Source organism: Solitalea lacus, assembly GCF_022014595.1.
Lineage (GTDB): Bacteria > Bacteroidota > Bacteroidia > Sphingobacteriales > Sphingobacteriaceae > Solitalea > Solitalea lacus.
In genome coordinates, this window is the sequence record NZ_CP091740.1 from 3,957,624 (window position 1) to 3,970,909 (window position 13,286).

Consider the following 13,286-nt stretch of genomic DNA (forward strand, 5'->3'; position numbering starts at 1 on the left):
AAAATAAATAGATCTTTTATAACTGCTCCTCAAAAGAACAGACTTATTAACTGGGAACTGAACCATTCACCTTTGTTTTTTTTCGATGGCATATGAGTTGCAAATTTTCTTGCCGAATGTGGGTACTAAACCGAATAAACCAAAAACCTGCCTTCAATTAACTTTCCGCTCTCTCTCAAATAATTATTCACAACAAAGTGATGAATAATGTTAAGCATGGGAAAAGCCAGGAGGTAGAAATATGCCCAGCAATAAAACTATGCTAGCATAACATAATAAGACTTATTGTAGAAGTTATTGTAAATAACCTTAATGAAAGGAGGCTCAGTAGAAAAGAGTATGAATTCAATTAATGTGATGGAAAGTTTCCTTCAATTACAACAAACCAAAACCTCAAGCAAGTAGCTTGAAATATTAATTAAAATCTGAAAACCAAAAAAATTCATAGTATGCATAAGAAATTTTTTAATTTAAACCTGACCAAAAACCAAATAGCTGCATTTACCCTTTTAACTGCTTTTAGCTTTACATCATTAGTTTCATGTAAAGAAGATGAAGCAATTACCCCAACAGAACAACAAAGTGAAGCAACAGTTCAAGAAACCAGCCCACAAGTTGAGGCCTTAACAACTACAACTACTGCATTGGATGTGCGTGTTGACTTTGGCGGTAGCACTCTGGCAACAAAATACAATAGTGGTTCTATTGCTGTTGGAACAAAAACTCTAGCTGATTTTAATAGTGGAGCGGCGACCAAAGTTACGCTTGCAACTGTTGAACCCTTCGCTGGTACTTATACAAACTCGCAAACCTATTCGTCAACCTTAGGTTTTGCTCAAGCTGCTGCAGTTGATGCTGGCTACGGAAACACTACTTCTCGCACCCGTGCAGTACTGGAACTTGCAAATCTTGATCCTGCAACTGAATACAACTTATCGTTCTTCGCTTCAAGAGTGGGCGTAAACAGTACTACCAGCTTAGAAACTCAGTACAAAGTTATTGGAGCTAGTACTCAAACTTTATTACTTGAGGCAGCGAACAACACTTCAAAAGTTGTTACTACACAAGCTATAAAACCAAATTCATCAGGTAAAATCCGGATTGAAGTTTCTAAAGGTTCAAAAAACAACATCTCATCGGGTTCTTACTGGTTAAACTCAATGAAAGTTGTAAGCATTGCAGCTCCAACTGAGCCTACTGCGCCTACTGCGCCTACTGCTCCTACTGAGCCTACTGCTCCTACTGCTCCTACTGCTCCTACTACTCCTACAAACCCGTCATACAACTATTTAGTTAAGACTGTGTCAGAGTTAAAAGCAGCGGCTTCAAAAGCAACCAGCGGACAAGTGATTTACGTAGATAATAGTGCTCAAATCGACTTCACTGGTCAGGGTACATTGAAAATCCCTGGCGGAGTAACTTTAATGAGTGGTCGTGGTGATAACGGTGCTTTGGGAGGTATGATCTACACTACAAGCCTTTCACATGGTATCTTAATCCAAGCTGGTGGAACAAATGTTAAGGTAGTAGGTTTACGTGTTCGCGGTGGGTCAACTGGCACAAGCGGTAGCTCAACTTATAACCGTGGTATTTATACTTCTTTCAGCAACCTTGAGGTATCTAATTGTGAGATCTTTGGCTGGAACCATGCAGGTGTTTACTTGTCAGGCGGTGCAAGCAATATTTATATTCACCACAACTATTTCCACCACAACCAACAAGATGGCTTAGGTTATGGCGTCTCAATGACCAAGGCTTATGCTAAGATTGAGTATAACTACTTCAACTACAACCGTCACTGTATCGCAGGTTCAGGTATAGCTGGATCAGGTTATGAAGCGGCTTACAACGTGGTAATGCCAAATACGAGCGCTACTTGGGCACACTCATTCGACATGCATGGAGACGGTGGCGACGGAGCTCAGTACACTGCAGGTGATTATGTAAACATTCACGACAACACCTTCTACAATGGTAAGTTCCATGCAATTACCGTGCGCGGTACTCCTAAGCAAGGTACTACCATTAAGAACAACAAGTTTGTGCATGCATCACAATCAGCAGCATTAAACTTATATGCGACTAACAATACCATTTCAACCAACACCTATGGTATTGCTACTCCAACTTTAAATCCAGGTCCTGCTACTATGTAATAATAGGATATAAGTAAAAAGTTAAAAAAACCGGGTTATTGGCCCGGTTTTTTTCATTTTATACCTTTTGGATCGTCCTTCCTTATAATCTTCAGTTCACTATCGTTGACTTATCAACTCCATCTTGTGATTCGAATACGGATGTTTACTCTTAAACGCTTGAACAATTTGCTTCATTTTCTGAACTATTTTTTAACATGAGATTCCATAACCAATTCTAACAGTACTGGCCCACCTTTGGCATTTGCTTTCTAAGCCTCGGAATAACCGAACCATTTTTACAACTTATCAGTAGAAATCACTCCAAACATTTCTATTCCAAACTTAACCGCCAAATCTGCAAAGTCTTTGTGCCACCAAAGTTATTTAGAACGGCTTGGATTGTTCTCCATCATTTGTACATGCAGGGGCAGGGCAACGTAAAGCCATCGATTATTTACTCAACTGGGCTGATACTTAATCATTCGTAACAGAAGCATCATCAGTATGATTATCTGTTTTAGTTTTCAGACTTATTGAGGAAAAATCGACATTCTGGCCAAGTTTTGTTTTATTGTTAAATTGAATTTTGAACCTAATTTTGATATTTGAATAGTTGCTCAAACTTGCATAAGTTGGTTGATAGACTTCTGTTTGAGGGTTTTCAGTAACAGAGGTGACAACCGGGGCCTTAGTTGGAGGAGCGGTAGTTATACAACCTGGTTGATTTATACCAGTGCCTAATAATACCACCTTAAAGGTTTTCAATAGAATTCGAATATCTGTTGCCATACTTGCGTTTTCAACGTACCAAATATCATAAGAAAGCTTTTGATCCCAGGTCAATGAATTTCTACCGTTCACCTGAGCCCAGCCAGTAATTCCAGGAAGCACGTTTTGTCTGCACTTTTGCGTATCATCACTAAACAGCAAATATTCCCTCATTAATGGCCGAGGGCCAACAATACTCATTGTTCCTAAAATAACATTGAATAATTGCGGGGTCTCATCTAGAGATGTTTTTCTAATAAATTCCCCAATTTTGGATAATCGAATCTCATCGGGGAGGAGTTTACCTTCTTTGTCACGAGCATTGCTCATTGTCCTGAATTTAATCATCTTAAAGGGCTGTTCATACCTACCAGGTCTGGATTGAACAAAGAATGGATTACCTTTCAGTACGATCATTAAAAGGATGGAAAGTAAAATAAAAACAGGTGCTAATACAATGCATGCAGGTATTGCAATGGCAAGATCGAGAGCGCGTTTAGATAGAGAATAATTCATGGATAAAAGTTTAAGGTTCACATATGCAGTAATGTTATGGTATCAATTAATCTGGATACATCATCAGTACGAAATCCTGAGTAAATTGGCTCTTAAACAGAAGTGACGCAAAGAAATTGGATAAAAAACGGCTTTATCTTTAGGATGTTTAATGAGGAAAGGATCATTCCAGGATGATGATCTCTTTATCTGAGAAGTAAAATACCGATGGATCGTGCATAGACCCGTGGATCGAATTCCAATTATAGGAAACGACCTATTTAAAGTAAAAAAAGCTACTTTTTTTACTTTTGAGAGAGAGAGCGTAAACATAGATAATCAGTATAAATACTACATGCTTTTTAATCCATTTTCTGATTATTTAAACTAAACAAAATGACTAGTCACATATCCTCTATGATTTAGGACATAGTTCAAATTACAAATATTATACCGTGAATTTAAGGTTCTTATAAAAGAAACAGACCATTATGAAATAAAATAGTCAATTATTTTATTAACCTAAAAAACATAAACTTTAAATAATCTGACATAAATGAATCATGTCTCTTCAGATAAATGAACACTATTGTACACACTGGTGGATAATACTCTAAAAGGTTATTGGATCTCTTTATCATTTAATTCGAATTGATTAAAATCAATAATTGACCTAACTCTTACTTATGGATTTATCATATAATGATGAGAGTCAAAAAATCTCACATTGAGTTTTATATTCCCCCATTTCCACAAAAAAATTAGAATGATGACCAAATATCTAAAGGCAGATCAACAAGTTAAATCAAAATTATGAATTTCATAAAAACTACATAAACAGTAAGTTTTAATTAAATTATCTACCCCACCAACAAAGAATATAAATGAAAATCATTTAAACCTTTCGTTATGGACTAGAAAATTAACTCATAATCCATTCATTATTAGTCTATTTTGGCATTGGCACCCGAGTTGCAAATTTTCTCCGCGGAAATAAACGGGCAAAAAACATTGACTTAATGTTTCCAACACGCTTTCCACGCTCCTCTAAATTTATTTAATACGATTAGTCCTTATGGAAGTATAAGAAAACTATGCTCTCTTTTATGTAGCAGGTTAAAATTATGCAGGTCAATCGTGTAGCCTTGCACTATACTATACAAGCATAAGATAAGTGTGTGGAATTAGATTTAAACTTTTAAGAAAGGAGGCGAAAACAAAGAGCATGAATTTAAGTACTTCCATTTATGAAACCGACTATTAAAAGATTCGATTAACAATCAATTCCAAAATCAAAAATTAAAAAACAAACAAACCAAAATGCGTAAGATTTTTTTTAAATTAAACCAAAATAACCAAAAAACAACAGTGCTTTCGTTATTAATAGCATTTAGCTTCACTTCTTTAATTTCTTGTAAACAGGATGAGGCAATTACTCCAAAAGATGACGTTGCAATTGTGACTCCGGGAGACACTATTATTTCAGGAATTCCACCAGCAACGCCTGTACCGACTCCCCCACCTTCGACAACAGAGCCGACAACTCCGCCAAGTAGTGGATCTTATAACTATTTGGTAAGCACTTATGACCAACTAAAATCAGCATTAAGCAAAGCGACTTCTGGCCAAGTAGTTTATGTTGCAGACAATGCAGAAATCAATATGACTGACAAAGGTACATTAACAGTACCGGCTGGAGTAACTTTAAAAAGTGGGCGCGGTAAAACCAGCTCAACTTTAGGCGGCCTAATTTATACTACCAACATTGCCCATGGCATTATGCTCAAGGCAGGTGGAACTGGTGTTAAATTCATTGGCTTACGTGTTCGAGGAGCCTCTACTGGAACTAGCGGAAGTTCTACTTATTGCCGTGGAATTTATTCAAATTACTCAAATTTAGAGGTTGATAATTGTGAGATCTATGGATGGAATCATGCCGGTATTTATTTAGCTGATGGCGCATATAACTCCTATATCCACCACAGTTACTTTCACCATAATCAACAAAATGGTTTAGGATACGGAGTTAGCATGAGCAAAGCTACTGCTAAAATCATGTATAACTATTTTGATTATAACCGCCATGCTGTTGCGGGTTCAGGTATTGCAGGTTCCGGTTATGAAGCAGCCTACAATGTAGTACTTTCTCATGCAACCGCACACTCATTTGACATGCATGGCTACGGAGGAGATGGCTCTCAATATGTAGCTGGAGATTATGTAAAGATTCATGACAACATTTTTTTCATGACAGCTTACAGAGCTATTACCGTTCGTGGTACTCCTACGCAAGGTGTTTACATTTCAAACAATAAGTTTGCTCACAAATCTGAGGCATCGGCGCTGAATATATTCAGCTCTTCATCCAAAGTGTTTATCGGTACCGGAAATACTTACAATACTTCAATAGCAACTGTAAATCCAGGCCCATCAAGTATGTAAATACACAGCTATTAGGAATAGTAAAAAACCGGTTTGAGACCGGTTTTTTACTATTTAACCACCATCTGAATCATATCATCATTACGTCTTCAAAAGGCTTTTCCTATTTATAATAATTTTATTAAAATTTATAAACAGTACTTAATTTTCCTTTTTCACAAACACTCAGTATGCCATCAAGCATCCTTTCAGCAAGAATATTTTTATCAAACTGCTGAATAGCAATTCTTTTTGCATTCTCACCATACAATTTTATAATCTCATGATTTAAAGACAACTCGTTAAGCAAAGTGGCTAACCCGTAATGATCTGATGCAGAAATAGTAAACCCGCATTTATTGTCATCCAGAAATCTTTTAATCCACCCTTGAGTAGTTTGGATCACAGGAACACCTGCAGCCAGGGCTTCATAAAGTTTATTAGGAGAGGATGTATCTAAAAGTGGTGCACTAGCAAGAGGAATTAAAGATACAAATGAACATTGAAGCAGAGCCACCAGCTCTGTTTTAGGCATCAAATCTAAAACAATGAAGTTATGGATACCTTCGATTTTTGCCCTATTCTTTAACATTTCTTTTTGTTGCCCATCACCTACCAATACAACCTTAATATGATCTTGCCCTCTGATCATTAATTCTTTGGCCGCTAAATACAGTAGTTCTGAATTATTAGTTTTACCAATATTGCCTGTATAAATGGCCACCTTATGCGTGTTAAAAAAACCAGGCATTTTTGGGGAGAATGCAGGCGTGGCAAAAAGATCAATATTGGCCGAATTTGTAACGGAAATAACTTTCCCAATATTAAAACGCTTTTGAATATTCTCTTGCATGCCGGGGGACAAGGCTACAATCAAGTCAGCAGCCTTATAGCAAGCTCTCTCTAATTTATATGCCAGATTTCGACTGAACTTATTTTTTAATCCTCCAAGTTCAATAATGGCATCTGGCCATATGTCCCTCACTTCAAAAATCAGTTTTCTTCGTCTTATGTACTTGGCTACCAGCCCTGGAATTCCAACCGTTAACGGCCCTGATGAAGCAATAACAACATCTGCCGGAAGAGATAAAGCAAAAAAAGATGCTACAGAACAGTATTTTAAAAAGGATAATACCCTAGTAAAAAATGTCTTTTTATTATCAATTTTCACATTGATTACTTTCACGCGTACGCCTTCAATAATTTGATCTTCTATAAAACTTGAGGCTTTTAGGTCAGATTTGGCAAAAATACTGGTAACAACTGTAACATCATACCCCTGTTCCACCCAATATTTGGTAAATTCATAAACGCGCGTACTCCAAGATCCTTTAGGAGTAGAAAAGTACTGATAGAAATAAACAATTTTGAGCATAAATCTAAAATTTGATTAACAACAGGAGTTATTTACTTTCCACTACTTGATTCTCAATTGAAGAAACGCTGCTGCTTTTGTTAAATAATTGAATAATTACATCTACAATTCGTTCAGCAGTTTTACCATCCCAAAGCTCAGGAATATGTCCCTTTTTCCAGTTTCCTTCAAATAGTATATCCATTGCAGGCTTAATCGCCTTAGGATCATCTCCTAATAATAGATTTGTTCCAATTGTACATGTCTCAGGTCGTTCGGTGGTATTTCTCAATGTCATACAAGGAACTCCCATAATTGTTGTTTCTTCTGTTATACCCCCAGAATCGGTAATAACAACTTTGGCATGATTAACCAAATAATTGAACTCTAAATATCCAAGTGGTTCAATTGGATATAAATTGGGCACCTTAATATCCAGATTGGCAAGCATCTTTCTGGTACGGGGATGCACAGGAAAGATTATTGGTAGACCACGGACCGATGCTATTATCTCATTCATCAATTGTTTAAAAATCGAAGGATCATCAACATTTGAAGGTCGATGAAGGGTCATGACCAAATAATTACGTTCTCTAAGGTCTGCAATTTCCCATATATGGGGTTTTCGAAAATTTGGCAATTGACTCAATAAGGTGTCAATCATTGTATTGCCAACAAAAAAGATGCGATCATTATTTATACCTAAATGTCGCAGGTTATGATTAGCAACTTCAGAAGTTGTAAAGAAATAATCAGTGATGGAGTCAGTCACAATTCGATTAATCTCCTCAGGCATTGTTATGTCTCCTGAGCGGATGCCGGCTTCGACATGAGCCACTTTTATGTTTAGTTTTTTTGCTGCGATGGCGCATGCCATGGTAGAGTTTACATCTCCCACAACTATACAAAGGTCGGAAGGCTCGTGTAAAAGTACCTCTTCATACCTTAACATAATTTTACCCGTTTGCTCAGCTTGAGTACCTGAGCCAACTTCTAAATTGATATGAGGAGTTGGGATATTTAGTTGTTCGAAGAAATCTGCGCTCATTTTTTTATCGTAGTGTTGCCCTGTATGTATTAAACGATATTGAAGGTCAACCTCCCATTGAGCATGAGCGCTTTCAATGGCTTTAATAATTGGTGCTATCTTCATAAAATTCGGACGAGCACCTGCAATGATGTCAATTAACATAGAGAGAGTAAAATTTAAATGTTATAAATCTGATCGTATCACTTCTTAAATGGAATTAGATTCACTAAATACTTATCCATTTATCATATGCATCTATTATTTTCCTTTCTTCATTTAACCAATTATAGTTCATCGATACGGCTCGGCACCCCCGTTCTCCCATCTCCTTAGCAAGTTGATCGTTTTTCATTAAATAATTGATCGCTTCAGCTATCTGTACCGGGTTTGTTGGATCTACACAAATACCACACTGATGTCCTTCCACTATACTTTTCCATAACGGAAAATCTGAGGCAACTACCGCAATCCCAGCTAGCATGTATTCAAATAACTTAACCGGTAAAGAGTCTTTATAATTCTCCGTTGGCTGCAAGGTAACAAGACCAATTTTCGATTCTCCTAATACCCTAATTACACTTTTCCTATCTAAAAAATTCAGTTCATTTACTTTTGACCATCCCTCATAAGTCGTTACTTCCTCACGCAAAGAAGCTGATTCAAATACTCCTCCCAAATTAAGCCTGTATCCGTTTGCATACTTCATAGCTTGAACCATTTGCTTAATTCCTCGTACTTCAGAGATCCCGCCAATGTAGCACAACACTTCTTTTTTTGTTGCCCAATCAGCTTTTCTAACACCTTCGGACATCATTGGGTAATTTCTAACCTCAACAACTTCCTTATTTAATCTTAAGTATCGATCATTAATTAATGGTGTAACCGTAATTATTCCTGTCATTCGTCTAGAAATAAAGTTCTCATATTTCTCAGCGATAATTGACAACGATTTTTTTACTATTGTTGGAATATAGGCCTTCGCTAAAATTTGACGTGGCAAATCTTCATGAACATCATAAATCACCTTTTTTCCTTTATTTACCAGTAACCAGCCAACCACCAAAAGTTCAGGATCATGGATATGAAACAATTCAGCATTAATCCCCAACGCTTTTCTATATATTTTTTCACCAATGCTCAAAACGCGTTGAACACGATTTTTATACCCCCCCACATCGTAAATTTTAACCCCGTTTTTCACTTCATCCCCCTTTCCATCTGCAACGATCAGGTTAACATCATATCCAGCATTATACAAACTCTGACACTCCTTATAAAAGATTCTCATATCATATCGCCTGTGAACTGAGGTTAAATGACACACCTTTCTATCATGTCGAGCTATCATATTAAATACGATTGTAACTAATTTACATAGTCAGATTTTTACACTTAAAACAATTAAAATCAAGTCATTACTCTCAATTCATCCCCTGACTCCAATTGTTGTTTATTCTGACATTTTTCCTCATAGATTATTGCATTACCTAATGCAAGAAAACAGCCTATCAGGCCAAAAATGTCTTTGCTATTACTTAAATAAAGAGAAACGAAGGCTGTTAAAAAGAAGTAAACAATAATCAATCCAAACCTCAAGATTAAGTCTTTTAACTGTAAATCACCTGTTTGCCTGATAATCATTATCATAAAACGAAAGGTAAAAACAAAGAACAAAATCATTAAAAGCATACCCACTATACCTGTTTCAAATCCCATTTCCAGAAATAAATTATGAGGCGAATCAATAATATCCTTACCCTTCATTTCTTTTGCAAATGAGCCAAAGCCAGTTCCTAAAAAAGGTCTCTGAAAAATCATATCTATACTTTTCTGCTGATAATAGACTCGATTATCAAAAGAACGGTTTCCGCGCACTGAGCTAATACTCTCAAAGCGATCAAACAATCTTTCACTTCCTTTCCATGAAAAAAAACCCGTACCTGCAATTACTGCTAGAGTGTAAAACAAAACCATCTTTTTTATGCTGGTTATGTACTTAACAGAATAGTAAACGATCATTATTAAGGAACCAAATAGAATTGGGCTCCTAGCCCCCAAAACTATCATTGAAGTAAACAGCAATACTTTAAACAGGATTGCCGGAAGTTTATTATTAGGAAGGTTCAGGACTAAAGCGCTGCAAAGGAAGATCGACAAAAACAAATAATTAGGTACTGTACTTTCATCAGATTTTTCAATGATAATGAACATATCCATTTTATTTGTAATAAATGCCCATATTACCAGTAGCGCCCCGATTAGTGCACATGTGTTATAGATTGGAATGAAAAACCTTAAATCTTTTTTTTCTCTTATGAAAAGGAATGGGATAAAGAATAATAAAAAGGCCAAAATGGTTTTTTCAAACTTATGCTTGTAAATCTCTGGAGAAGAAGTGTAGATGCACGAAAATACTATCCATAACAATACCAACACAACGGTAAATAATATACTTTGAATAGTTCTGGATACAGGTATAATACGGGGCGTAAGAAAGAATAGGAGTCCAAGACCTAAGATGCCAACGTACACCGGCTCAATGAACCAAATAGGAATCCATTTAACGTACCCTGATTTTAGAGTCAAAATATAAAAGCAGGTGAATAAGAGAATACGTAAATTATTACTTAACATTTCAACAGATATTTAAGTCAGTTGCTTCACAAGCTCATAATAGTTTCTTTTTTGCCCTGTTGTTACAATATAATTATTGTGATATAATAGACTAAGCTCGCCTCCGAAATGCTTACAGACCTTGCTTAAATGAATTACCTTATTATGCGCCTCTGCTTTATTTTCGATTTTAAATATTGAATGATCCATCACCACTAGTGGACGCTCTTTCAGTTTCAAACTCTTTCGCTCGATAAGGTCAAATACAGTATACGGGTAGCAGGTACCTGCTCTAAACCCCATTTCTTCTGTTGCTCCCACAGACGAATCATAATCTGCGCCCATCTGATCCCAAATCTGCCATGAAATTGGATTTTTCCATCGCAAATAGTGATGCCTACCTCCCCAACTCTCCTGTTGGATGCCTAATTCATCACACAATGCTCTAATTTTTTTAAACTCCTTGTCTGTTTTATTTAAATCACAATAAGTGTGATAACTTGGATGCAAACCTATTACATGTCCCCTTTCCCGTACTCTAACTAATAAATCTTTATAGAATTTTTTTTCAATATCGTAACGCACATCACTTGTACCAATGCCCTGCTCCACTATGAAATTAAATTCGCTCACTACTCCCAAAGACTCGCTGACATCCATTATAAAATCCGCGTTATTCATCGGATCAGGATTGTTTTCCAGGCTTTCTTTCTTTAATGCCCTTGAACACACTCTTCTACGCAATAAAGAAGGTGACCTCCTAAAGATCAGATCAGCTAAACAACTTTTGAGAAAATGAATAAAATCTGTTTCATGAGTTAATGAAAAATCCATATCATGACTCAAAACCAGCTTATATTTTCTAGGCTTTTTAAATAGCAAATTAAACTTCAACCGAAGAAGTTCTTTGAGTATTTCAACATACTCATTCACTATTGGTCTTTCATAAATTCCGGCCTTATACAAAATAGATTCTTTAACCGGAAACCTGCCATGCTTATCACTTGCGGTGGCATTCACTTCTTCATATAGCGTTAAGCAGAAAAAAATGCCCCCCAATAGGTCAATGTCAAAATAAGTTTGTCTTTCTTCCAAATTACATTCGATTGGCCCACTATCGCCAAATAAGACCGGAACTGATGGTTGGATAAAGGAGTTTGATGGAAAATCTTGCAGTGATCTGACTCTTAAAGGCAGCGATGGTAAGGTAGATGGATGCAACCATTTCTCCAAGGGAGTACTAAATAGAACTTCAGGAAATATAATACTACTATTATTTGTCCCTTGCATACCTATTTCTATATCCTTTCTGTTTTCTTCAAAAAGAAGTTCGAATTCAATTCCTAAAAAATCATTAAAAATAACGCTACATATGTATTGCTTTTCTATTTCGTAACAATTGGGAAATCTTATAATTAACGCACTCATAACGAAAATTTTCAGAATACTACATTGTACTATATGATCTCAACCCTAAAAATAATGCCAACCTGTAAATAAATTTATTTGCCTTAAAAATAGAATGATATGCCAATTGACATGCTCCTCCTTTTAGTAAATGTCGCTCAATTTCATTGCCAGTCACTTCGAATAGCTCCATTTTATTTACATTAAATGAGGCCAAATCAACAGCCTTATTTAACAAGTGGATTGTCTCGTTTGGATCATTACTTTTCCATATTATTGTATATGCCTTAATAGAGTCCCAAACAGTAAATATGATACTATTAATCTTGCCTAGATGATTTACAATATAAATAATCTCACCTGCACCTCGACGCTTTAGCTCTTTGTGAACCTCACTAAGCATTAAATACGAGGGCAAGGTTATGTTTGCCCCATTATGCTTTCTTTTTAAATCATTAAAATCCTGAGGGGAAGGAAGTCCAAGTCTGATTTCATTGAACTCTGAATTTTGTACTTGCTTTAACACAGACAAGTGACTTGTAGCCTCTTTCCATTTCAGAATGTCCTCTATAAAGTAAGAGTAATTCACTGTTTGCTTAAATCCTTTCCAATAAAAGGGTTGCCAGTTTGTAAACTGGCTTCCAAATTTTTGACTGATGAATGAAAAGTTTGGCAACTTATTTATTAGCTCATTGCAGACCTTTTTTTCATGGTGTATTTGTTTATAGCTCATGGTTAAAGTACAAGGTCTGATCCATACCCCAAGAAACGGAGTCAGCTTTGGCATTTTGCTTACAACCCGATTAAACTTTCGCTGAACACAGTAAGTCCAAGCTCCCTGTATAACCCCTTCAGATGCTGTTAATACCACATCCCAATTACCTTCACCGCATACTATATCTAACCACCAATCCCTATTAAATAAAGGAATCGAGTCTTCCTGTTGACACAGCTTGCTAAACTCTTCTTTAGGAGTCAAGGATAATTGATGTGTCCTATTAGCCTCGCTCTTCCCATTTTCAATCCTTTTATCTTGACAGTCTGTAATAATCATAGCTTT

The 13,286-nt window shown here is 36.3% G+C and carries 9 protein-coding genes; 2 read left to right on the forward strand and 7 right to left on the reverse strand.

The genetic code is table 11. The features are described from left to right. Nucleotides 1–449: 449 nt before the first annotated feature. Nucleotides 450–2,156, forward strand: a complete 1,707-nt coding sequence (locus L2B55_RS17055; protein ID WP_237847403.1) for a right-handed parallel beta-helix repeat-containing protein — start codon at nucleotides 450–452, stop codon at nucleotides 2,154–2,156. 456 nt (nucleotides 2,157–2,612) lie between these two features. Here L2B55_RS17055 and L2B55_RS17060 read toward each other — a convergent pair whose 3' ends face one another. Further along, nucleotides 2,613–3,422 carry a sugar transferase gene (locus tag L2B55_RS17060; protein WP_276573977.1) on the reverse strand — a complete coding sequence of 270 codons (810 nt, stop codon included), beginning with the start codon at nucleotides 3,420–3,422 and terminating at the stop codon, nucleotides 2,613–2,615. Between the two features lie 1,299 nt (nucleotides 3,423–4,721). Here L2B55_RS17060 and L2B55_RS17065 point away from each other — a divergent pair. Then, nucleotides 4,722–5,843, forward strand: a complete 1,122-nt coding sequence (locus L2B55_RS17065; RefSeq protein ID WP_237847404.1) for a right-handed parallel beta-helix repeat-containing protein — start codon at nucleotides 4,722–4,724, stop codon at nucleotides 5,841–5,843. A 121-nt stretch (nucleotides 5,844–5,964) separates the two neighbouring features. Here the strand turns inward: L2B55_RS17065 and L2B55_RS17070 are convergent, their stop codons facing one another. The 6 genes from L2B55_RS17070 to L2B55_RS17095 form a co-directional block, all read right to left on the reverse strand. After that, entirely contained in the window at nucleotides 5,965–7,197 is a 1,233-nt protein-coding gene (locus L2B55_RS17070) for a glycosyltransferase family 4 protein (RefSeq protein ID WP_237847406.1), read from the reverse strand. 28 nt (nucleotides 7,198–7,225) lie between these two features. Beyond that, nucleotides 7,226–8,368, reverse strand: coding sequence for a non-hydrolyzing UDP-N-acetylglucosamine 2-epimerase (gene wecB, locus L2B55_RS17075; RefSeq protein WP_237847407.1), 1,143 nt, complete (start codon nucleotides 8,366–8,368; stop codon nucleotides 7,226–7,228). Nucleotides 8,369–8,432: 64 nt separating this feature from the next. Continuing rightward, entirely contained in the window at nucleotides 8,433–9,494 is a 1,062-nt protein-coding gene (locus tag L2B55_RS17080; protein WP_237847408.1) for a glycosyltransferase, read from the reverse strand. A 119-nt stretch (nucleotides 9,495–9,613) separates the two neighbouring features. After that, on the reverse strand, nucleotides 9,614–10,840 hold the full coding sequence (locus L2B55_RS17085) for an O-antigen ligase family protein (RefSeq protein WP_338092187.1): 1,227 nt from the start codon (nucleotides 10,838–10,840) through the stop codon (nucleotides 9,614–9,616). A gap of 12 nt (nucleotides 10,841–10,852) precedes the next feature. Then, nucleotides 10,853–12,247, reverse strand: a complete 1,395-nt coding sequence (locus L2B55_RS17090) for a polysaccharide deacetylase family protein (RefSeq protein ID WP_237847410.1) — start codon at nucleotides 12,245–12,247, stop codon at nucleotides 10,853–10,855. 19 nt (nucleotides 12,248–12,266) lie between these two features. Further along, nucleotides 12,267–13,280: a hypothetical protein gene (locus tag L2B55_RS17095; RefSeq protein WP_237847411.1), complete on the reverse strand. Its 1,014-nt coding sequence runs from the start codon at nucleotides 13,278–13,280 to the stop codon at nucleotides 12,267–12,269. Nucleotides 13,281–13,286 lie beyond the last annotated feature (6 nt).

Bases quoted from the DNA above. Each gene is read 5' to 3' on its own strand.
- L2B55_RS17055 (WP_237847403.1), top strand. From the start codon at position 450: ATGCATAAGAAATTTTTTAATTTAAACCTGACCAAAAACCAAATAGCT.
- L2B55_RS17060 (WP_276573977.1), bottom strand. From the start codon at position 3,422: ATGAATTATTCTCTATCTAAACGCGCTCTCGATCTTGCCATTGCAATA.
- L2B55_RS17065 (WP_237847404.1), top strand. From the start codon at position 4,722: ATGCGTAAGATTTTTTTTAAATTAAACCAAAATAACCAAAAAACAACA.
- L2B55_RS17070 (WP_237847406.1), bottom strand. From the start codon at position 7,197: ATGCTCAAAATTGTTTATTTCTATCAGTACTTTTCTACTCCTAAAGGA.
- wecB (WP_237847407.1), bottom strand. From the start codon at position 8,368: ATGTTAATTGACATCATTGCAGGTGCTCGTCCGAATTTTATGAAGATA.
- L2B55_RS17080 (WP_237847408.1), bottom strand. From the start codon at position 9,494: ATGAGAATCTTTTATAAGGAGTGTCAGAGTTTGTATAATGCTGGATAT.
- L2B55_RS17085 (WP_338092187.1), bottom strand. From the start codon at position 10,840: ATGTTAAGTAATAATTTACGTATTCTCTTATTCACCTGCTTTTATATT.
- L2B55_RS17090 (WP_237847410.1), bottom strand. From the start codon at position 12,247: ATGAGTGCGTTAATTATAAGATTTCCCAATTGTTACGAAATAGAAAAG.
- L2B55_RS17095 (WP_237847411.1), bottom strand. From the start codon at position 13,280: ATGATTATTACAGACTGTCAAGATAAAAGGATTGAAAATGGGAAGAGC.